Source organism: Ochrobactrum sp. AN78 (assembly GCF_029909885.1).
Taxonomy (GTDB): Bacteria; Pseudomonadota; Alphaproteobacteria; order Rhizobiales; family Rhizobiaceae; genus Brucella; species Brucella quorumnocens.
This window is the reverse complement of record NZ_JASAMU010000011.1, coordinates 38,160-58,590: the sequence shown is the minus strand read 5'-3', so window position 1 is coordinate 58,590 and position 20,431 is coordinate 38,160. Positions and strand designations below refer to the sequence as shown.

Sequence of the window (20,431 nt, the reverse complement as noted above, 5' to 3'; positions counted from 1 at the left end):
ACATTCACACAGCCCTTCATGCTTATTCAGCGTTAGGAACACCAGCTTCCCATTTATCCCAATGGGTCGTGATTTCATCGACGACCGGAGCGCCGACGAGGTAGATATTCTTGACCGTTTCCGCAAAACCGCCAGCGGTTTCGCCCGGTGCTGGATCAAGATGCTGCAACGTCGTTTCGCTTGGATTGCCCTGATCGAAGTTCACGGCTCCACGCAAGCTGAGAATACGATCCGTGCCGAACTGGCGCTTGATAACGAGTGTGATCGAAGCTGCTTCCATTTCGGTGATCAGATAGTCATCCGCGCCATAGAGCTTTGAAATATACTGTGCTTCTTTTGACAATCCCGGGCCGTGAAAGAAAGTATCACCCGTCATATGGGTGCCTTCCTTCAAAGACGGTGCTGATTGTGCAGCTTTGTCCGGATAACGCATCCGGTAGGCTTGCGCCTCTGTCGAATCCTCAAGCTTCACGTCTTTGCCAAGACGCATGGCGGCAGCAACAAGATCGGGGTTGAGCTTGAAGACGCGATAGTCCTCATAGCCCTTGCGTGGCATGAATACCGGCTCGCCCGGCTTCCCTTCTTCGGGTGCCCAACGATGTCCGAGGTCATAATCGACAAGCCAGGTCGCCCAGCTCACATCGCCGATGGTTCCGCGCGAAGGCGGTGTACCTGCAACGCCCGACAGAACATAATAGCTCTTCGAGAAGTTAAAAGCCGGATCAAGCAGAATGGCCTGCATGCTGGCGGATGAGTTGACCTTGCCCATGCCAAGAACCGCACCGCAAACACCCTCGTCATTGCAATAGACCGGCTTCAAAGCGCCCTTTACCTCAATAGGCTTCGCGTCTTTCCAATAACGTTCATACCAGTTTTGAAACTCACCGGCGCGATCACCACTGTTCTCGCCAATTTCAAACATGGCAGCGATGAAAACCTTGACCTTGATGGGCTCGGATGCTGCCGCCGGAAAAGACAGGAACGATAAAGCGGCGATAGCTGCCAACCATATCGATAAGAAACGAGAACGCATGAAAGACTCCCTCTGAACACGATATCGGGTTTCGTATCAGCAGCCATTCTGCATCACAACGTTCGTCAAGTCCCGGTGCAAAAGTTTAAACCCCAAACTGTGGATGCCTGTGAATCATGGTATAGCTTATCTCTCCCGGCAGGAATCACCTTGAGGCTGCGTTGCGTTTAGCTTCACTTCAGGTCTAGCTGGGAAGATCAGAGACAGGACCAGAGAATCATGGCGGAAGCGGCGGTACGCAAACTTGATGATGCGCGCGAGCAAAAAGATGCGCTTTATCGTGAAGCACCCCACAATATTGAAGCGGAACAGGCACTCCTCGGTGCTATTCTGATCAACAATGACGCTTTTTACCGGGTTTCGGACTTTCTGAAGCCAACCCATTTCTTCGAGCCTTTGCATCGTCGTATCTACGAAATTTCCACCGACCTTATCCGTGTCGGCAAGATGGCCAATCCGGTTACGATGAAGACCTTCCTGCCCAATGAGGGCAAGATCGGTGATCTGACCGTATTCCAGTATGTGGCACGCCTGGCGACCGAAGCTGTGACCATCATCAACGCCGAGGATTATGGCCGCGCGATCTATGATCTTGCGACACGCCGCGCGCTCATTGGCATTGGCGAAGACATGGTCAACGTCGCCTATGATGCGCCAGTCGACAACGCCCCACAGGAGCAAATCGAGGACGCGGAACGGCGCCTGTTCGAGCTTGCAGAAACCGGGCGGTATGACGGTGGCTTTCAGCCGTTCAAAGATGCGGTCACTACCGCGGTCGACATGGCGAATGCTGCTTTCATGCGCGATGGTCATCTCTCCGGTGTCTCTACCGGCATTCATACGCTTGATGGCAAGATGGGCGGCTTGCAGCCTTCCGACTTGATCATCCTCGCCGGTCGTCCGGGTATGGGTAAGACTTCGCTTGCCACCAACATCGCTTTCAACATCGCCAATGCTTATGAAGCCGAACAGCAGGCTGATGGCACGATGAAAGCCAAGAATGGTGGCGTTGTTGGCTTCTTCTCGCTCGAAATGTCGGCAGAACAGCTCGCAACACGTATCATTTCCGAGCAGACGGAAGTTTCATCGTCAAAAATCCGTCGCGGCGACATTACCGAGACCGATTTTGAGAAGCTTGTTGCCTGTTCGCAGGTCATGCAGAAGATACCGCTTTATATCGACCAAACGGGTGGTATCTCGATTGCACAGCTTGCAGCGCGTGCGCGCCGCTTGAAGCGCCAGCGCGGCCTTGATGTTCTGGTTATCGATTACGTCCAGCTGATGACCGGTTCGTCCAAGGCTTCAGCACAAAACCGCGTGCAGGAAATCACAGAAATCACCACCGGCTTGAAGGCGCTCGGCAAAGAGCTCAATGTTCCGATCATTGCGCTGTCACAGCTCTCTCGTCAGGTAGAAAGCCGCGAAGACAAGCGCCCGCAGCTCTCCGATCTTCGTGAATCAGGTTCTATCGAGCAGGACGCCGACGTGGTGCTGTTCGTGTTCCGCGAAGAATATTACGTCAAGAATCTCGAACCGCGTGACGAATTCGATCCTAAATACGAAGAATGGAAGCAGCACTTCGAAAAGGTGCGCGGCACGGCCGACGTTATTGTGGCCAAGCAGCGTCACGGACCGACCGGCACCGTTAAGCTCGCCTTCCAGGCTGAATTCACGCGATTTGCAGATCTGGCCGAGGGGTCTTATATCCCGGAGCAGTATGAATAAAATCACGATTAAGACGGAGCGTGCCTGATGGCCAAGGCACGTGTTCAGTTCATCTGCCAGAATTGCGGCGCGGTTCACACGCGCTGGGCGGGTAAGTGCGACTCCTGCGGCGAATGGAACACGCTTGTCGAAGAAGGCACCAATAGCGGCATCGGCTCCGGTCCCGGCTCCATGCTTTCCAAACGCAAGGGCCGAGCTGTTGCTCTCACCTCGCTTTCAGGCGACATCGAAGACGCGCCACGCATCATCTCCGGTATCAGCGAACTTGACCGTGTAACGGGCGGCGGGTTCGTGCGCGGTTCCGCAGTCTTGATTGGTGGCGATCCGGGTATCGGCAAATCAACACTGCTGACTCAAGCAGCTGCAGCTCTTGCAAACCACGGCCATCGCATCGTCTATGTGTCGGGTGAAGAAGCCGTCGCGCAGATACGTCTGCGTGCACAAAGACTTGGCGTGGCGTCCAGCGCAGTCGAACTTGCAGCGGAAACCAACGTCGAAGACATTCTTGCCACCGTTTCCGACGGCAAACGGCCTGATCTGGTCATTATCGATTCCATCCAGACATTGTGGACCGACATGGCCGACTCAGCCCCCGGAACCGTTACTCAGGTTCGGTCGTCCGCTCAGGCAATGATCCGCTATGCCAAGCAAACGGGCGCTGCAGTGGTTCTCGTTGGTCACGTGACCAAGGAAGGGCAAATAGCCGGTCCGCGCGTTGTCGAACACATGGTCGATGGCGTTCTCTATTTTGAAGGCGAAGGCGGGCACCAGTATCGGATCTTGCGCACCGTCAAAAACCGCTTCGGCCCAACCGATGAAATCGGCGTGTTTGAAATGTCTGATGGCGGTTTGCGAGAAGTCTCGAACCCGTCCGAGTTGTTCCTCGGCGAGCGTAACGCGAAATCTCCGGGTGCAGCTGTCTTTGCTGGAATGGAAGGCACTCGCCCTGTTCTTGTTGAGATACAGGCACTTGTTTCCCCCTCATCGCTTGGCACGCCGCGCCGCGCTGTTGTCGGGTGGGATGGAAGCCGCCTCGCCATGATTTTGGCCGTGCTCGAATCACATTGCGGCGTGCGTTTTGGCCAACACGATGTCTATCTCAACGTCGCTGGCGGCTACCGCATCAGCGAACCTGCAGCCGATATTGCTGTGGCTGCAGCACTTGTTTCGTCCATTGCCGGTATTGCCCTCCCGGCAGATAGTGTTTATTTCGGCGAAATCAGCCTTTCTGGCGCTGTTCGTGCGGTGTCACATGCAGTACAGAGGCTAAAGGAAGCTGAAAAACTCGGCTTCCGGCAAGCAGTTGTGCCCGGTGGAAGTAGCGAGCTTTGGAAAGAGCGCAACTTTGGGCTTATGGAAACAACTGCCCTACCCGATCTCGTTGCTCGCATTGCGGCATCAGGGCCGAAGAAGAAAGAATAAGATTAACGTGGGAAGATTTCGTCAACTTTCCCCTGTTAGATTAACGCAAATTTGACTGCCCCGCACGCAGCAATGCCGGTGCGTATAAATTAAGGACAGGCCAGAATGCCGATTACGTTACTTGATGGAATTCTACTCGGAATAACGCTGGTTTCGGCCGTTCTTGCGATGGTCCGCGGTTTTTCTCGCGAAGTGCTTTCGCTGGTTTCCTGGGCTGCAGCGGCTGCAGCGGCATATTTGTTCTATATGCCCGTGCTGCCATTCCTTCAGCCCTATATCAACAACGAGACCATCGCAAAGATCGCAGCCGCAGGTGCAGTTTTCCTCGTGGTTCTGATCGTTGTTTCGCTGATCACCATGAAGATCGCCGACTTCATCATCGACAGCCGCATCGGTGCGCTTGACCGCACGCTCGGCTTTTTGTTCGGTGCAGCACGCGGTGTTCTTTTGGTTGTTGTCGCTATGCTGTTCTTCAACTGGTTGGTTCCAACCAACCAGCCTGCTTGGGTGAACAATGCGAAATCCAAGCCAATGCTTGATTCCTTCGGCCAGCAGTTGATCGATCTCCTGCCAGCCGATCCAGAATCGGCAATCAAAAAGTTCAAGCCTGGGCAGGAAACTCCGGCACCAGCTGGTGGCCAGCCAGGTGATCAGACCGAGACGCCTGTACCGGACGATACACCGGCTGCAAACTGATCTCGAATACACCTTTTTGAAACCGGCAGCATAAAGCTGTCGGTTTCATCTGTTTTTAGTCAAAGTCTTACACTATATCAGCGGCTGAAACGCACAGCATGCAAGGGATCGCTTTTAAAACGCGGCCTTTTCCTGTAAATGTTGCTTTTAGTAACCGCAATCGAAAGGCCTTGCGGACAATGTTCCAACAATCGCATGACGAAAACTCCTTTATGCTAGACGATGATACGTTGCATGAAGAGTGCGGTGTATTTGGCATTCTTGGCCATGAGGACGCCGCAGCGCTGACCGCTCTGGGCCTGCATGCCCTTCAGCATCGCGGACAGGAAGCAGCGGGTATTGTGTCCTACCACAACCGTCGCTTTCATTCTGAACGGCATATGGGGCTGGTGGGCGACCACTTCACCGATGCCTCGACGCTGAACCGCTTGCCCGGCGATCGCGCCATCGGTCATGTACGCTATTCCACGACTGGTGAAACAATCCTGCGCAATGTGCAGCCATTGTTCGCAGAGCTGGAAGTTGGCGGCATCGCGATTGCGCATAACGGCAACTTTACCAACGGCATTACGCTGCGTAAGCAGCTCATCGCCTCCGGCGCAATCTTTCAGGCGACGTCCGACACCGAAGTTGTGTTGCACATGATTGCGCGCTCGCGTCAGGTCTCATCAAGCGCACGCTTCGTCGATGCTATCCGTCAGGTCGAAGGCGGCTATGCCATGCTGGCGCTGACCCGCACCAAGCTGATTGCTGCTCGTGATGCAGTTGGGATTCGCCCTCTCGTTATGGGCGAACTCGACGGCAAGCCAATCTTCTGTTCTGAAACCTGTGCGCTCGATATCATCGGCGCGAAATATATTCGCGACGTCGAAAACGGCGAAGTCATCATCTGTGAAATTCAGAAAGATGGCTCCATCACCACTGAATGCATCAAGGCAGACAATCCACAGCCTGAACGGCTTTGCTTGTTTGAATATGTCTATTTCGCACGTCCGGACTCGGTTGTCGGCGGACGCAGTGTCTATGTCGCTCGCAAAAACATGGGCATTAACCTGGCTGCCGAAGCCAGCGTCGAGGCCGATGTGGTCGTGCCAGTGCCCGATGGCGGAACGCCAGCGGCACTCGGCTTTGCACAGGCCAGTGGCATTCCGTTCGAATATGGCATCATTCGCAATCACTATGTTGGCCGTACCTTTATCGAGCCAACGCAGCAAATTCGTGCCCTTGGTGTGAAGCTCAAGCATTCGGCCAATCGTGCGATGATCGAAGGCAAGCGCGTCGTTCTGGTGGATGATTCCATCGTGCGCGGCACCACCTCGGTCAAGATTGTGCAGATGATCCGCGATGCAGGTGCGAAGGAAGTGCATATCCGCGTTGCAAGCCCGATGATCTTTCATCCGGATTTTTACGGCATTGATACGCCGGACCGTGAAAAGCTGCTCGCAAACCAGCATGACAGCCTTGAGTCCATGTGCCGTTATATCGGTGCGGATTCACTGGCTTTCCTTTCGATTGATGGTCTTTACAAGGCTGTTGGCGGTGAAGCGCGGGATCCGAAGGCACCCGCCTTCACCGATCACTATTTCACGGGTGAATACCCAACCCGCCTCCTGGATCAGGAAGGCGAAAGCAACGTTCATACGTTGTCCCTGCTCGCCAGCAACGGCTGATCATTCATCTTCACGCAGGCGGCCCCAAAGGCCGCCTCGCTTTTATTGTAAATCTCATGACTGAAATTGGGGACTGGAATGAGCATCGACCTTACAGGCCGTCTGGCTTTGGTAACGGGCGCATCGCGCGGCATCGGCTATTTTCTTTCACTTGAACTGGCAAAACGCGGTGCGCATGTGATCGCTGTTGCGCGTACCGTTGGGGGACTGGAAGAACTCGACGATGATATTCGCAAGCTTGGCGGCAGCTCTACGCTCGTGCCGCTCGACATTACCGACATGGAAGCAATTGACCGTCTCGGCGGCTCTATTCATGAGCGCTGGGGCAAACTCGATATCATGGTTGCGAATGCTGGCATTCTTGGTACGATTTCCCCCATCGGCCATGTTGAAGCCAAGACTTTCGACAAGGTCATGAACGTCAATGTTACCAGCGTATGGCGTCTGATCCGCACCACTGACCCGCTGCTGCGAGCGTCCGATGCAGGACGTGCAATCCTGCTTTCATCGGGTGTCGCCCATTCCTGCCGCGCATTCTGGGGCCCTTATGCGGCTTCCAAGGCTGCTGTCGAAGTTATGGCGCGGAGCTGGGCTGAAGAAACCAAGCAGATGAAACTCAATGTCAACTCGGTCAATCCGGGCGCAACCCGCACGGCCATGCGTGCACAGGCAATGCCGGGGGAAAACCCAGACACTCTGCCAACACCGCAGTCTGTGGCTGAGAAAATCGTCAAACTCGCCGATCCGGCGCTTGATGTAACAGGTAAGCTGTTTGACGTCCGTCAGGACCGCTTCCTCGACTATCATATGCCGTCCTGATTTTTACTTTTCCGGCCTTGCATAAAACCAGGGCCGGATTTAATTTATATGCGTCACAGCGGCTCCAGTTAAAAATAAACCGCTGTAACTATTTATTTTTACGCATTACCCTACGCAAAACCGCTTCGCACTTTTGCTGGAAATGCTTTATTCCGCTCTCGCCGCATCTTTGGGCCTATTTTTAAAGCGGACTTTCCCCTCGCCTGACCAACGTGTTTCGCTGCGTGCATTTGCGCGCGCTTTTCCCAATTTGATTGGATGAACAATGTCTCACGACTATCAACATCTCATTGTTATCAGCGGTGGACCCGGATCGGGTAAAAGCACGCTGATTGATGCACTCGGACAACAAGGCTTTTCCCGCACGTTGGAAGCAGGCCGTGCCATTATTCAGGATCAGGTCGCAATCGGTGGTACGGCGCTGCCATGGGCTGACCGCGCACTCTTTGCAGAGCTGATGCTATCATGGGAAATGCGCTCTCACAAAGCCGCGCAAGCCTTTGCAGGTCCGGTCTTTTTTGACCGTGGCGTGCCGGATGTGATCGGCTATTTGAGGCTTGGCGAATTGCCTGTACCACCGCATATGTATGAAGCTGCTAAAGTGATTCAATATAACAGAACAGTGTTTCTGGCTCCGCCGTGGTCGGAAATTTTCGGACAGGACGCCGAGCGCAAACAGGACTTCGAAGAAGCCTTGCGCACGTTCGATGCCATGGAGCAAACCTATAGGGAGCTTGGATATGAAATCGCGCTCCTGCCGAAATCATCAGTTCAGGAGCGCGTGAATTTCATCGGCAAATACCTGCCGTCAGACTTCCTCTGACGGCTGACTTTCAAGAGCAGCCTTGCGATCAGCTGCTTCACGACGATTCCATGCGACCAGACTAAGTGGCAGGAAAGCCACATAGCCCAGAGCAGTCAGCGTCAGCGTGTGCCATGTGAAGCTCATCAGGAAGGCCACATAAATGACGACCGCCAGAATAAGCGGCATGACGATATCGCGGCGCACCAGACTGCCCGCAGACTTGCCATTGTAAACCGGAAGACGGCTGACCAGCAGGAATGCAATCGCCACCGTATAAATTGCAACGCCGAACGCCAGACCCTTGCTCGGTGTAAGACCAAGAAAGCCCAGATAAACCGGCAGGAGCACCAACATGGCACCGGCGGGTGCCGGAACACCAATAAAGTAATTGCTCTGCCAAGGGGGACGATTAGGGTCCTCCAGCATCACATTGAAGCGCGCTAGACGCAGGCAACAGGCAATCGCATAGAGAAGTGCTGCGATCCAACCGAAAGACCGGGCCTGATCAAGCACATAGACATAGAGGACCAATGCCGGTGCAACGCCGAAATTGACGATGTCAGCCAGTGAGTCCATCTGTTCGCCGAACTTGGACGAGCCCTTCATCATGCGGGCAACGCGGCCATCAATGCCGTCAAGAAAGGCGGCAATCAGCACCATTGTCACAGCAAGCTCGAAGCGGTGCTCAAAGGCCAGACGAATGCCGGTCAGGCCTGCGCAAATGGCAAGCACCGTAATGACATTCGGAATTACTATACGCAGAGGGATCTGCGAAAGTCTTGGGCCGCGGGATGAATCCACGCGGCCATTAGGCTCGAAGGGTGGGAACGGTGTTTCCATCGGCTCAGGCGATCCGCACCACAGGTTCAACGCGCTCGCTTCCGAATTCAGCAAGAACTGTTTCGCCAGCCACAGCCGTCTGACCAACAGCGACGCGGACCGATGCACCTGCAGGCAGATAAACATCTACACGTGAGCCAAAGCGGATCAGGCCGAAACGCTCACCCACCGACAGATTGTCGCTTTCACGCGACCAGCAGACGATACGGCGTGCGACCAGACCTGCGATCTGCACAACGCCGACCTTGCCATTGGCACTATCGATCAAAACGGAATTACGTTCATTCTCGGTGCTGGCTTTGTCGAGTTCAGCGTTCAGAAACTTGCCCGGACGGTGAAAAATCTTCTCGATGCGGCCACGGACCGGGGCGCGATTGATGTGCACCGAAAACACATTCATGAAAACTGAAACGCGCATAAGCGGTTCTGCGCCGAGATCAAGTTCTGCAGGCGGGATAGCCGGACCTACAAAGGACACCTTGCCGTCAGCGGGACTGATGACGAGATCGTCAGCAATCGGCGTAACGCGCTCCGGATCACGGTAGAAATAGATGCACCAGATAGTGAGAACGAGACCGATCCAGAACAGCGGGTTCCACAGCCAGCCCAGAATGAGTGAAACCACGAAAAAGCCCGCAATAAACGGATAACCTTCACGATGGATCGGCACGAAAGTGTTGCGAATTGTATCAGACAGGCTCATCGGTTTTCCTTCTGGAACGCGGCATGCTGCAGTGGCACGCCATGCGCTCTAGTGAATTATGTGCGCACCGCTTTGCCGAAAATCTCCCCTGATCAACGGCACGATGCGACAGCTTGGCCCGGTTTTAACTCATCCTGCTGGAAATCGAAACGTATTTCGCAATTTATTCACGACTGTCAGGGTTCGTGAAGACACCCTGACAGTCGTCTGGTTATTCAGCCGCAGGAGCGCCGCGTATGACCACGCCCATATCGTCACTTTCGCGAACCTGACGCAGGCGTTCCTCTGCCTCGTCGGCTTCACGCTGACGGTTCCACATCGAAGCATAGAGGCCATCTTGCTTGAGCAATGCCCGATGCGTGCCACGCTCGGCAATCAGGCCATCTTTAAGTACGATGATTTCGTCTGCACCGATTACCGTGGAAAGGCGGTGAGCGATGACAAGCGTTGTGCGGCCACGGCTGACGATATCGAGCGCCGACTGGATTTCCTGTTCTGTCGCAGTATCGAGTGCCGACGTGGCTTCATCGAGAATGAGGATCGGCGGAGCTTTAAGGATTGTGCGGGCAATCGCCACGCGCTGCTTTTCGCCGCCTGAAAGCTTCAGACCGCGCTCGCCAACCATAGCCTGATAGCCATCCGGAAGATGCTTGATGAAGCCAGAAATCTGCGCCATTTCGGCAGCTTTTTCCACTTCCTCGTCTGTCGCATCCGTGCGTCCGTAGCGAATGTTATATGCAATCGTGTCGTTGAACAGCACCGTGTCCTGCGGCACCATGCCGATTACTTTACGCAAGCTTTCCTGCGTCACATCACGCACATCCTGCCCGTCGATTGTAACGGAACCGGACTGCACATCGTAAAAGCGGAACAGCAGTCGCGAGATTGTAGACTTGCCTGCACCCGATGGGCCGACAATCGCCACCGTCTTACCCGCTGGCACTTCAAAGCTGATGCCTTTGAGGATTGGGCGGTTGGAGTCATAGGCAAAATGCACATCGTTAAAACGGATCGCGGCCTTGTCCACATTCAGAGGTCGCGCATCAGGCTTATCCTGCACTTCCTGCTGCACGTCGAGAAGATCGAACATCTGCTCAATATCGGTCAACCCCTGACGGATTTCACGATAGATAAAGCCGATAAAATTGAGAGGGATGGACAGCTGCATCAGCATCGCATTGATGAAGACGAAGTCACCCAGCGACTGTGTGCCTGCCTGCACTTCGCGCGCCGACATCACCATGACAATCGCCATACCAACGCCGAAAATTACGGCCTGACCGAAGTTCAGCCAGCCAAGCGACGTCCAGGTCTTGGTTGCCGCATCTTCATAACGTGCCATGGACGCATCGAAGCGTTTGGCTTCCATCGTCTCATTGCCGAAATATTTGACGGTCTCAAAGTTGAGCAGCGAGTCGATAGCCTTGGTGTTGGCATCAGTGTCAGAATCGTTCATCTCGCGGCGAATGTTGATGCGCCAGTCACTCGCCTTGATTGTAAACCAAGTATAAGCGCAGACGGTCGCAGCCACGACCAAAAGATAAGAAAATCCGTAGGCAAAGGCGAAAATCACCGCGGTCAGCGCAAATTCCAGAATGGTCGGCAACGTGTTGAGAATGGTGAAACGGACAATCGTTTCAATGCCCTTGGTGCCACGTTCAATCACACGCGAGAGGCCGCCCGTGCGCCGCTCCAAATGGAAGCGCAACGAAAGCTGATGCATATGCACGAAGGTTTTATAGGCAAGCTGACGCACGGCATATTGGCCGACGCTGGCAAACAGCGCATCACGAAGCTGGTTCAAACCTGCCTGAATGATCTTGGCCGCATTATAGGCCAGCACGAGCATAACCGCGCCGGTTAGTATAAGCGGAATGTAATTTGGTGCATCAAGCTGACCGTTCAGCGCATTCGTTACCCACTTGAAGAAATAGGGTACGAGGATCAGCACAATCTTCGAAATCACCAGATAGAACGTTGCCCAGACCACCCGCATACGCAGGTCCGGCCGTTCGGTTGGCCACATATAGGGCCAGAGATTTCGCAATGTTTTGAATGTCTCGCCGGAATCGGCAGAAACAGTTTTGGGGGAGCTCATGGTGTTTCTTTCAAATCAGACAGTTTTTTCGCAGCAGCCATTACGAAAGGCTGCGAGATGCGAACGAATGATGGTCAGCTGCTGCCAGTTGACGCTGTAGCGCGAGGTCTGGCGATCGGGCCGGTAGTCGATGAGGCCCGCTTGTACGAGAACTTTGAGATGTTGCGATACGGTGGACTGGGCAAGGTCGAGACGCCCGACAATGTCCTTACAACAGCAGGCATCCTCAAGGATCAGTTGCCTAAGTATGTGAATACGAACGGGATGCCCGAGCGCAGCATATATGCGCGCCGCAAGATCATCATCCACGCCCGGAAAAATATCGGACATCGTTTCAATAGAAATCTTCATCGTAAATCGACGATATACGATTATACTCAAAAAATCAATATAACGCAGCGCCCATACTAATGGACGCTGCGTTCATAAAATGAAGATAACGAATTTATATCAGTTCGAGGAATCCTGCAGGCGGCGCTGCACTTCGTCATCGCCCAGCGGCTGCTGTGGCATGACAAAGACTTGCCCAGGCAGAATCAAATCCGGATTACGTATCTGGTCGCGATTGGCAAGGTAGATCGTGGTGTAGCGTGTACCTTTACCGTAAGTGCGCTTCGAAATAGTCCAGAGATTATCACCTTTGCGGATAATTACCGAGCCTTCCACCTTCTGTAATGGCGCACTGGTAGCAGGATCCTCTGTACCACCATTTTGGCCACTCGTTTCGGATGCGATCGCAGAAACATTCTCGCCAGCTTCGCGACGGAAAGGTACGCGCACCGTTGCGATCACCCGTCCGCTGCTATCAACCAGATCAGCTCGGATGATATAATCCCCAACCGCAAGCGACTTCTGGCTTTGCACCAGAAAGCGACCTTCAGGCGAAATCGCGCTTGAGCCAAGCATGATATCGTTAGCGTTCACAACAACGGTGGCACCTTCTTTGGAACCCTTGGCATTGCCAGCAACGAAAACCTTGTCGCCTTCAATTTCTACGGCCTCGATAGCAATCGGCGCATCCGGATCGGCTTTCACCTGCGGCACTTGTTCAGTCGTCGTTGTGCCAGCTTCTGGTGAAGATGTTGTCTGCTGTGCTGGCGCTTCTGGCTTGGTGATCAGGCGGCTTGCCTGACCTGGCTCTTCAACGAGGGCCAGAACCTGACCAGTACTGCTATCCGGCACCGAAACGATAGCTGTTTGCGCCGAAGTGGCAACATTACCACCTGCACCACCTGCCCGCAGTACCAACTGGTGATCGCCCGGCTCAAGCGGTTCATCAAGAACAATGGCAAAATCGCCATTCTCACCCGCTTTGGTCGTTCCTAATACCTTTGAACCAGAGATGACCTCGACGGCGACATTGGCTGCAGCCCGACCTGCAATTACGACAGAGCCATCTGGTTCGACGCGCAGAATGTCGAATGCCGGGACGTTTGCCTCTTTCGGAGCTTCTTGAGGCGTTTCGGGGGCAGCCTGTTCAGTGGTCTGCTCCGACTTCACTTCGACAGGGTTTTGCTGCTCTTGAACAGCCGCAGGCGCTTCAGCTGGCTTTGCTGCGCTGCTCGCTTCAGGAGTCGCCGCCACCACGTTTGAATCAGACGTTGCGCCCTGCTCTTTAACAGAATTCCAATAATATGCGCCCCCGCCTAGAACGAGGACGAGAAGAACACCGATAACCCCATATCTGTAGTTTTGCATTTCGGCCCGGAACCCACATGAGACAATTTAATCACTGGGTTTACCGCCTTTTGCTTTGACCTACAAGAAATCCGAGCAGAATTGCGCAAGTTATGAGGTGTTTATTGCAGAAAAATTACTGTTCAACACAGCTGATTGGCTTTTCCTGCTCTGGATCGTCCATCAGGTTATACAAATCCGCGGTTTCGCCCTTGGTCCACCAGATGTAAATGCCGCCGGCATATTTAGCACCAGAGCCTGAAATGACATTCGCAGCCACCACCGTGTGGTCTTCCATTTCCAGTTCGGCCAAAGAAACATCACCAGCATTATAGTAAGTGGCCGAGACATTCTTATCGCCGCAAGTGTAGAGGACGGAGTTGGTCGTCACCTCGATATCGTCGGGCAACGTGATGTTGATTTCACCTGCCGACGCGCTGGAAGCCGCCAGCGAAAGACCAAGCAATAAAATCCATTTGCGCATGAACAGTTCAGCTCCCTGTCAAAATTCAACCTCTTCAGAGATATAGTTATGCTCGAAAATGTCCAGCTAAACCGACCAATACACTCACACCAAAGCTTGACGCTGAAACGGCAAAAGAGCACAAGAAATCATGTCTGAGATTCGATCCATTTGTGTTTATTGCGGCTCTTCAACGGGCCTGAACCCCATCTATCGTGAGGCGGGCTTGACGCTTGGCCGTTCGCTCGCAGAACATGGCATTCGCCTTGTTTATGGCGGCGGCACGCGCGGCATCATGGGCGCGGTTGCGCAAGGCGTAATGGAAGCTGGCGGCGAAGTCACCGGCATCATTCCGACCTTCCTACTCGACAAGGAAGCAAGCCTCGAAAAGGCACAGGAGCTGACCGAACTCATCATCGTCGGCGATATGCACGAGCGCAAGCATCTGATGTTCCAGAAGTCTGACGCTTTCGTCACCCTTCCCGGCGGCATCGGTACGGTTGAAGAAATCGTGGAAATGATGACCTGGGCGCAGCTCGGCAAGCATCGCAAGCCAATGGTCTTTGCGAACATCAACAATTTTTGGCAGCCGATGCTCACACTTCTTGAGCATATGACAAATGAAGGCTTCCTGCATACTGCGCATCAGGTGAAGCCACTGGTTATCGATCAGGCGGAAGACATCGTTCCCGCAATCCTCGCTGCCAATGGCAAAGCGCATGAAGGCGACCCGAAGATTATCGAAAAGATGTAAGTGCGGCTTTAGCCCACAATTCGTGATTAATTGACAAGGGCGGAGCAATCCGCCCTTAACTGTATCCGGGAGGTATTGATGAAGACAATCGGTCTAATAGGAGGGATGAGCTGGGAGAGCTCGCAGGAATATTATCGCATCATCAATCAGGAAATGCGCGCCCGGCTTGGCGGTGCACATTCAGCTAAAAGCCTGATGTGGTCGATGGATTTCGGCGAGATCGAGCAGCTACAGCATGAAGGCAAATGGGAGGAGCTGACGAAGCTGATGATCGAGGCCGCGCAGAACCTTGAAAAAGGCGGCGCGGATTTCATCCTGATCTGCACCAATACCATGCATAAAATGGCTGCTGACGTTGAAAGCGCCGCATCGATCCCGCTCATTCATATTGCCGATCCGACTGCTGAAAAGATCAAAGCAGCTGGCCTCACGAAGGTTGGACTTTTAGGCACTGCCTTCACAATGGAACAGGATTTTTATAAAGGACGCCTCGTTTCAAAACACGGCCTTGAAGTCCTTGTGCCTGATGACGCTGACCGTAAGACTGTGCATGACATCATTTATCATGAGCTGGTAGTCGGCGAAGTGCGCGACGTTTCGCGCGAAAAGTATCGCGCGATTATCAACAGCCTCGCAGAACGCGGCGCTGAAGCCATTATCCTTGGCTGCACGGAAATCATGCTGCTCATAGGCCAAGAGGACAGCCCCGCGCCTGTGTTCGACACGACACGGTTACATGCGGAAGCAGCGGTGGATCTCGCCCTTTCTGCTCAGTGATAAAATTGACCGCGGATATTCGCCATATCAGCAAGCTCGGATTGCTTCCGGTGCGCAGCTATGGCAAAGATTCACAATATTCAACCATGCGGTTGACTAATAGTCTGAATAATATATATTCAACCTTACGGGTGAATAATGAACGATGATGCTCTGTCACATATTCTCAAGGCCGTCGGAGACGTTACACGTCGGCATATCTTGACGCTTCTGGTTCAGGAAGGCGCCTCAAGAGTGACTGCACTCGCCGCTCATTTCGACATGTCGCTCAACTCAGTCTCCAAGCACATCAAGGTGTTGGAAGAGGCAGGATTGGTCACCCGCAAGACTTTGGGCCGCGAGCATTTCATCGCTGCCGAACTTGAACCGGTGCGAGAAGTGGAAGCCTGGTTTGCGGAGCTGAAGTCTGTCTGGGAAATGCGCCTTAAGGCGCTTGAGGATGTACTCGTTTCGAAGGAATAAGAAAATGAGTGAGCTTGAACTGACAGTCAATCGCAGGATCGCCGCCCCCCGGGAGAAGGTCTTCAATGCATGGCTCTCGCCATCTACCCTTGCCCAATTCATGCGCGTACCAACCGACAGCACCAAACCGTCGGATGTGCAGACGGATGCGGTGAAAGGCGGGCGTTTTTCTATTCTGATGCACACGGTCGACCGCGACGTGATGCATTCAGGTACATATCTGGAGATTGATCCTCATTCGCGGCTATCGTTTACCTGGGGTTCTCCCCATTCGCTGGATGATAGTGTGGTAACGGTCGATTTGACGGAAGTTGACCCGAATACAACAGAAATCACGCTGAAACAGGTCAAGTTCCGCAACCCTGATTCACGCGATGGCCACATCAAGGGCTGGAAGGCTATTCTCGCCAATTTTGACGAATTAGCAGGCTGATTTTATAAAAAAGCCGGGCTGAAAAGCCCGGCATTTTCATTGAAGATTACTTCTTTACCAACGTTACAACCGCTTCGACATGAGATGACCAGAGAAACTGGTCAATCGGCGTGACGCGGGTGATGCGATAGCCGCCCTTCACCAGAATGGCGAGGTCGCGGGCGAGCGTTACAGGATTGCACGATATCGCGACAACCTTCTCAACCTTCGATTTCGCCAGTTCCTGTGCTTGTTCTTCTGCGCCTGCGCGTGGCGGATCAAAGACCACGGCATTGTAAGGCAGCAATTCCTTTGGCATCAGCGGACGGCGGAACAGATCACGCCGTTCGATCGAAACAGGCTTCAGTCCCTGCACGTGGCGCACGCCGCGATCAAGGGCGGCAAGAGCCGGTGCATCGTTTTCAATCGCGTGGACCGCACTCTTTTCAGCAATGCGCAATGCAAATGTTCCGACACCACAGAAAAGATCTGCAACACGCTTTGCTTTGCCTAGATGCGAAAGGACCAGCGACACCATCACTTCTTCCGCCTCAACCGTTGCCTGCAGGAAGCAGCCAGGCGGAACAGGAACCGGAACCTTGCCAAAATGAATGACCGGCTTTTTTGGCTCTACGATGATTTCGCCCTCGTGCGAAAGTCGCGCGAAGTCCTTTTTCATCATAAGTGCGGTGAGTGCACGGCGCTGCTCATCGCTCAGCTTGCCACATCCACTTGCTGCAAGATCAAGTCCGGATTCGGTTACAGTAGCAGCGAGCTTGAACGGCTTTGAGCCGGGAGCAATCAGTGCGCCCACTTCGCGCAGATCATCAAGCCGGGCAATGATTTCCGGCACCGTGACAGCACATTCAACAATATCGATAATCTCATGGCTCTGGTGGCGATTGAAGCCGAGCAGCACGCCTTTTTCCGTTTTGCGGGCGGCAAAGGTCGCACGGCGACGTGAGCGCGGCTGACAGGCGACCAGTGGGTCCACTTCAACATCGAGCCCTTTGCCTCTAAGCGCCGAGACGACCAGCTCACGCTTCCAAGCGCGATAAGGCTCATCCTGCCAATGTTGCAGGGCGCAGCCGCCGCAATCCTCAAAATGCTGGCAAGCGGGGTCCTGTCGCTCGTCTGAGGTTTCGAGCAGGGCCATAACCGTCGCGCGGTTCTTGTCACGCGCAACATTGGCCACTTCGCCCGGCAGTGTGAAAGGCACAAAGAGTTGGCCATCGGGAAGATTGGCGACGCCATCGCCGCCCGCACCTATCGAGCGGATTGTAATTTGCGTCGTCATTAGTCCTTCTTTCCTGCCAATAGATATTCACGATTGCCGTCACCGCCCTCGATGGGCGATGGGCAGAGACCGAGCGCTCGCCAACCGGGTTGCGTCTCAAGCCATGATCTCAGTTCTTCTGCTATGCGTTCGCCATCTGCCGGGTCACGCAAAATGCCGCCCTTACCGATAGCCTCGCGGCCAGCTTCAAATTGCGGCTTCACGAGAAGCGCGCAGATAGCACCTTTTTGCGCAAAGGCCAATGCCGGGGGCAAAGCGAGTTTCAGCGAAATGAAGCTTACGTCCGATACGACACAACCGATATCACGTCCATCAAGGTGGCTGAAGTCCAGCGCACGCGCATTGACGCCTTCCTTGTTGGTGACGCGGGCGTCATCGCGCAAGCGCTCATGCAGTTGGTCATGGCCAACATCAATGGTAAGCACGTGATCAGCGCCGCGCTCCAGCAGCACTTGCGTAAAACCACCGGTCGACGCGCCGATATCGAGTGCAGTCAGGCCCTTCACATCAAGATCGAAGTAATCAAGCGCTGCTATGAGTTTTAGTGCGCCGCGAGAAACATAGCCGCTGGCCGGATCATCGACAGCGATTTTCGCCGTACGGGCGACGTTCTGGCCCGGCTTGGTGACGGGCTTGCCGTCCACCGAGACTGTACCTCGCTGGATCGCGTCGCGCGCACGTGAGCGCGTCGCAAACAACCCAAGCTCGACCAGCAACTGGTCAAGCCGCAAGCTTTTATCAGACGAGATATCAGGCACGGAACGACGCGGTCAGCTCTTCGCGACCGAGTGCTGCAAAAACCGTATTCACAATGCCTGCCCGGTCGAGACCAGCATTGGCATACATGACTTCCGGCTTGGCATGATCCTGATAAACATCAGGCAGCGTCAGGACACGAACTTTGAGGCCGCGATCCAGCAGACCATCGGTTGCAAGGAATTGCAGGACATGCGCCGCGAACCCACCAGCAGCCCCTTCCTCAACAGTCACCAGCACTTCATGTTCGCGCGCAAGACGGCGGATCAGATCATGATCCATCGGCTTGGCAAAACGCGCATCAGCAACAGTGGTCGAAAGACCAGCAGCGCCCAATTCATCAGCGGCGCTCAGGCACTCCTGCAAACGCGTGCCAAAGGAAAGAAGTGCAACCTTCGAGCCTTCACGCACAATGCGGCCTTTGCCGATTTCGAGAGGAGAGCCGCGCTCCGGCAGTTCGACGCCGACGCCATCGCCACGCGGATAACGGAAAGAGATTGGGCCTTCGTCGTAATCAGCAGCCGTGCGCACCATATGACGCAATTCCGCCTCGTCAGATGCAGCCATCACCACGAAGCCCGGAAGGGCTGCGAGGAAGCCAGTATCGAAGGAACCGGCATGGGTTGGGCCATCGGCACCGACCAGCCCAGCGCGGTCAATCGGGAAGCGCACAGGCAGGTTCTGGATCGACACATCGTGCACGACCTGATCATAGCCGCGCTGAAGGAAGGTCGAATAGATCGCGCAGAACGGCTTATAACCTTCTGAGGCCAGGCCAGCGGCAAACGTTACAGCATGCTGTTCAGCAATGCCCACATCGAAAGTGCGCTTTGGAAACACTTCGCCGAAGAGGTCCAGCCCCGTGCCGGTTGGCATCGCAGCCGTGACCGCGACGATCTTGTCGTCGTGACGCGCTTCTTCGATCAGGCTGGTGCCGAAAATCTTGGTATAGCTTGGCGCATTTGCAGGCGGCTTCGACTGCTTGCCGGTGATGACGTCGAACTTGTTGACGCCGTGATATTTATCGGCAGCAGCCTCTGCAGGCGCGTAGCCTTTGCCCTTCTGCGTCACCACATGGATGAGCACAGGACCTTCCTGCGCATCACGAACATTTTTCAGGATCGGCAGCAGGTGGTCAAGGTTATGTCCATCGATGGGACCGACATAATAAAAGCCCAGTTCTTCAAACATCGTACCGCCGGTAAAGAAGGCACGCGTGAATTCTTCCGATTTACGGGCTTTGTCCTGCAAAAATTTCGGTAGTTTCTTAGCAATCTGCTTGGCGGCTTCACGCACGCTGCGATAGGTCTTTCCAGAAACAAGGCGCGCCAGATAAGCGCTCATCGCACCGGTTGGCGGCGCAATCGACATATCGTTGTCGTTGAGGATGACGATAAGGCGCGCATCGAGCGCACCGGCATTGTTCATCGCTTCGTAAGCCATACCAGCCGACATGGAACCGTCGCCGATTACCGCAATCACATTGCGCTTTTCGCCAGAAAGATCGGCGGCAACGGCCATGCCAAGGCCCGCAGAAATAGACGTGGAAGAGTGTGCCGCGCCAAACGGATCGTATTCACTCTCGGCGCGTTTGGTGAAGCCGGAAAGCCCGCCTTCCTGACGCAATGTGCGAATACGGTCCCGGCGGCCCGTCAGAATCTTATGCGGATAGGTCTGATGACCGACGTCCCAGATGATACGATCATGCGGCGTGTCGAAGACATGATGCAACGCTACAGTAAGTTCAACCACACCCAAACCTGCGCCCAGATGCCCGCCTGTTGTGGAAACGGCATCGATCATCTCGGCGCGCAATTCCTGCGCAAGCTGCGGCAGGTCCGCTTCCGGCAATGCACGCAAAGCATCCGGCGTGGGTGCCTTGTCGAGCAACGGGGTTATGGGTCGGGACATTACTTACCCTATCTATCCGGTTAGGTGTTTAAAGCGCGTTTTGATCTGGTTTAATCTGATCGGCGCTCCAAGCGTGGTCGGTATAACAGTATCGAGCCTCAGATCAAGCAG

General features: G+C 54.3%; 20 protein-coding genes. 10 read left to right on the top strand and 10 right to left on the bottom strand.

Features of this window, described 5'->3' with window-relative positions; all coding sequences use genetic code 11:
• Positions 1 to 22: 22 nt before the first annotated feature.
• Positions 23 to 1,033, bottom strand: coding sequence for a purine-nucleoside phosphorylase (locus QBD00_RS18270; RefSeq protein ID WP_095446169.1), 1,011 nt, complete (start codon positions 1,031 to 1,033; stop codon positions 23 to 25).
• A gap of 219 nt (positions 1,034 to 1,252) precedes the next feature.
• Between QBD00_RS18270 and QBD00_RS18265 the strand changes: the two genes are divergently transcribed.
• From QBD00_RS18265 to QBD00_RS18240, 6 genes are all read left to right on the top strand, one after another.
• A complete protein-coding gene (locus tag QBD00_RS18265) occupies positions 1,253 to 2,758 on the top strand; it encodes a replicative DNA helicase (RefSeq protein WP_095446168.1) in 1,506 nt (501 codons plus the stop codon).
• A gap of 27 nt (positions 2,759 to 2,785) precedes the next feature.
• Positions 2,786 to 4,180 carry a DNA repair protein RadA gene (gene radA, locus QBD00_RS18260; protein ID WP_151091354.1) on the top strand — a complete coding sequence of 465 codons (1,395 nt, stop codon included), beginning with the start codon at positions 2,786 to 2,788 and terminating at the stop codon, positions 4,178 to 4,180.
• Positions 4,181 to 4,285: 105 nt separating this feature from the next.
• A complete protein-coding gene (locus tag QBD00_RS18255) occupies positions 4,286 to 4,876 on the top strand; it encodes a CvpA family protein (RefSeq protein WP_151091353.1) in 591 nt (196 codons plus the stop codon).
• 179 nt (positions 4,877 to 5,055) lie between these two features.
• Positions 5,056 to 6,546, top strand: coding sequence for an amidophosphoribosyltransferase (gene purF, locus QBD00_RS18250; RefSeq protein ID WP_264232134.1), 1,491 nt, complete (start codon positions 5,056 to 5,058; stop codon positions 6,544 to 6,546).
• Positions 6,547 to 6,624: 78 nt separating this feature from the next.
• On the top strand, positions 6,625 to 7,365 hold the full coding sequence (locus tag QBD00_RS18245) for an SDR family NAD(P)-dependent oxidoreductase (RefSeq protein WP_318580185.1): 741 nt from the start codon (positions 6,625 to 6,627) through the stop codon (positions 7,363 to 7,365).
• 265 nt (positions 7,366 to 7,630) lie between these two features.
• The gene (locus QBD00_RS18240; protein ID WP_318580184.1) at positions 7,631 to 8,188 is read left to right on the top strand and encodes an AAA family ATPase; all 558 of its coding nucleotides are present in this window, start codon (positions 7,631 to 7,633) and stop codon (positions 8,186 to 8,188) included.
• Here QBD00_RS18240 and pssA read toward each other — a convergent pair.
• The 6 genes from pssA to QBD00_RS18210 form a co-directional block, all read right to left on the bottom strand.
• Positions 8,174 to 9,010: a CDP-diacylglycerol--serine O-phosphatidyltransferase gene (pssA, locus tag QBD00_RS18235; protein ID WP_095446163.1), complete on the bottom strand. Its 837-nt coding sequence runs from the start codon at positions 9,008 to 9,010 to the stop codon at positions 8,174 to 8,176. The two genes, QBD00_RS18240 and pssA, sit on opposite strands and share 15 nt — an antisense overlap.
• A 4-nt stretch (positions 9,011 to 9,014) precedes the next feature.
• Positions 9,015 to 9,713: a phosphatidylserine decarboxylase gene (locus QBD00_RS18230; RefSeq protein ID WP_024896168.1), complete on the bottom strand. Its 699-nt coding sequence runs from the start codon at positions 9,711 to 9,713 to the stop codon at positions 9,015 to 9,017.
• A gap of 211 nt (positions 9,714 to 9,924) precedes the next feature.
• Entirely contained in the window at positions 9,925 to 11,811 is a 1,887-nt protein-coding gene (locus QBD00_RS18225; RefSeq protein ID WP_095446161.1) for an ABCB family ABC transporter ATP-binding protein/permease, read from the bottom strand.
• 15 nt (positions 11,812 to 11,826) lie between these two features.
• On the bottom strand, positions 11,827 to 12,162 hold the full coding sequence (locus tag QBD00_RS18220) for an ArsR/SmtB family transcription factor (protein WP_095446160.1): 336 nt from the start codon (positions 12,160 to 12,162) through the stop codon (positions 11,827 to 11,829).
• Between the two features lie 99 nt (positions 12,163 to 12,261).
• Positions 12,262 to 13,509 (bottom strand): Ig-like domain-containing protein, encoded by a 1,248-nt coding sequence (locus QBD00_RS18215; protein WP_318580183.1) that lies wholly within the window; start codon positions 13,507 to 13,509, stop codon positions 12,262 to 12,264.
• A 115-nt stretch (positions 13,510 to 13,624) separates the two neighbouring features.
• Positions 13,625 to 13,972 carry an MliC family protein gene (locus tag QBD00_RS18210; RefSeq protein ID WP_191793056.1) on the bottom strand — a complete coding sequence of 116 codons (348 nt, stop codon included), beginning with the start codon at positions 13,970 to 13,972 and terminating at the stop codon, positions 13,625 to 13,627.
• Between the two features lie 130 nt (positions 13,973 to 14,102).
• Between QBD00_RS18210 and QBD00_RS18205 the strand changes: the two genes are divergently transcribed.
• The 4 genes from QBD00_RS18205 (at position 14,103) to QBD00_RS18190 (ending at position 16,377) form a co-directional block, all read left to right on the top strand.
• Positions 14,103 to 14,705, top strand: coding sequence for a TIGR00730 family Rossman fold protein (locus tag QBD00_RS18205; protein ID WP_095446157.1), 603 nt, complete (start codon positions 14,103 to 14,105; stop codon positions 14,703 to 14,705).
• Positions 14,706 to 14,783: 78 nt separating this feature from the next.
• Positions 14,784 to 15,482 (top strand): aspartate/glutamate racemase family protein, encoded by a 699-nt coding sequence (locus QBD00_RS18200; protein ID WP_318580182.1) that lies wholly within the window; start codon positions 14,784 to 14,786, stop codon positions 15,480 to 15,482.
• 138 nt (positions 15,483 to 15,620) lie between these two features.
• The gene (locus tag QBD00_RS18195) at positions 15,621 to 15,944 is read left to right on the top strand and encodes an ArsR/SmtB family transcription factor (RefSeq protein WP_095446155.1); all 324 of its coding nucleotides are present in this window, start codon (positions 15,621 to 15,623) and stop codon (positions 15,942 to 15,944) included.
• A gap of 4 nt (positions 15,945 to 15,948) precedes the next feature.
• Positions 15,949 to 16,377, top strand: coding sequence for an SRPBCC domain-containing protein (locus tag QBD00_RS18190; RefSeq protein ID WP_318580181.1), 429 nt, complete (start codon positions 15,949 to 15,951; stop codon positions 16,375 to 16,377).
• A gap of 46 nt (positions 16,378 to 16,423) precedes the next feature.
• Here QBD00_RS18190 and QBD00_RS18185 read toward each other — a convergent pair whose 3' ends face one another.
• From QBD00_RS18185 to dxs, 3 genes are read right to left on the bottom strand one after another with little or no spacing between them, the layout of a single operon-like run.
• Positions 16,424 to 17,653 (bottom strand): class I SAM-dependent RNA methyltransferase, encoded by a 1,230-nt coding sequence (locus QBD00_RS18185; RefSeq protein ID WP_318580180.1) that lies wholly within the window; start codon positions 17,651 to 17,653, stop codon positions 16,424 to 16,426.
• Positions 17,653 to 18,411 (bottom strand): TlyA family RNA methyltransferase, encoded by a 759-nt coding sequence (locus QBD00_RS18180; RefSeq protein WP_318580179.1) that lies wholly within the window; start codon positions 18,409 to 18,411, stop codon positions 17,653 to 17,655. Before QBD00_RS18180 ends, QBD00_RS18185 begins: the two co-directional genes overlap by 1 nt.
• On the bottom strand, positions 18,404 to 20,320 hold the full coding sequence (gene dxs / locus QBD00_RS18175) for a 1-deoxy-D-xylulose-5-phosphate synthase (RefSeq protein ID WP_318580178.1): 1,917 nt from the start codon (positions 20,318 to 20,320) through the stop codon (positions 18,404 to 18,406). The genes QBD00_RS18180 and dxs overlap by 8 nt, the downstream gene beginning before the upstream one ends.
• Between the last annotated feature and the right edge of the window lie 111 nt (positions 20,321 to 20,431).

Coding starts and splice junctions, on each gene's coding strand:
- QBD00_RS18270 (WP_095446169.1), bottom strand. CDS start 1,033: ATGCGTTCTCGTTTCTTATCGATATGGTTGGCAGCTATCGCCGCTTTA.
- QBD00_RS18265 (WP_095446168.1), top strand. CDS start 1,253: ATGGCGGAAGCGGCGGTACGCAAACTTGATGATGCGCGCGAGCAAAAA.
- radA (WP_151091354.1), top strand. CDS start 2,786: ATGGCCAAGGCACGTGTTCAGTTCATCTGCCAGAATTGCGGCGCGGTT.
- QBD00_RS18255 (WP_151091353.1), top strand. CDS start 4,286: ATGCCGATTACGTTACTTGATGGAATTCTACTCGGAATAACGCTGGTT.
- purF (WP_264232134.1), top strand. CDS start 5,056: ATGTTCCAACAATCGCATGACGAAAACTCCTTTATGCTAGACGATGAT.
- QBD00_RS18245 (WP_318580185.1), top strand. CDS start 6,625: ATGAGCATCGACCTTACAGGCCGTCTGGCTTTGGTAACGGGCGCATCG.
- QBD00_RS18240 (WP_318580184.1), top strand. CDS start 7,631: ATGTCTCACGACTATCAACATCTCATTGTTATCAGCGGTGGACCCGGA.
- pssA (WP_095446163.1), bottom strand. CDS start 9,010: ATGGAAACACCGTTCCCACCCTTCGAGCCTAATGGCCGCGTGGATTCA.
- QBD00_RS18230 (WP_024896168.1), bottom strand. CDS start 9,713: ATGAGCCTGTCTGATACAATTCGCAACACTTTCGTGCCGATCCATCGT.
- QBD00_RS18225 (WP_095446161.1), bottom strand. CDS start 11,811: ATGAGCTCCCCCAAAACTGTTTCTGCCGATTCCGGCGAGACATTCAAA.
- QBD00_RS18220 (WP_095446160.1), bottom strand. CDS start 12,162: ATGAAGATTTCTATTGAAACGATGTCCGATATTTTTCCGGGCGTGGAT.
- QBD00_RS18215 (WP_318580183.1), bottom strand. CDS start 13,509: ATGCAAAACTACAGATATGGGGTTATCGGTGTTCTTCTCGTCCTCGTT.
- QBD00_RS18210 (WP_191793056.1), bottom strand. CDS start 13,972: ATGCGCAAATGGATTTTATTGCTTGGTCTTTCGCTGGCGGCTTCCAGC.
- QBD00_RS18205 (WP_095446157.1), top strand. CDS start 14,103: ATGTCTGAGATTCGATCCATTTGTGTTTATTGCGGCTCTTCAACGGGC.
- QBD00_RS18200 (WP_318580182.1), top strand. CDS start 14,784: ATGAAGACAATCGGTCTAATAGGAGGGATGAGCTGGGAGAGCTCGCAG.
- QBD00_RS18195 (WP_095446155.1), top strand. CDS start 15,621: ATGAACGATGATGCTCTGTCACATATTCTCAAGGCCGTCGGAGACGTT.
- QBD00_RS18190 (WP_318580181.1), top strand. CDS start 15,949: ATGAGTGAGCTTGAACTGACAGTCAATCGCAGGATCGCCGCCCCCCGG.
- QBD00_RS18185 (WP_318580180.1), bottom strand. CDS start 17,653: ATGACGACGCAAATTACAATCCGCTCGATAGGTGCGGGCGGCGATGGC.
- dxs (WP_318580178.1), bottom strand. CDS start 20,320: ATGTCCCGACCCATAACCCCGTTGCTCGACAAGGCACCCACGCCGGAT.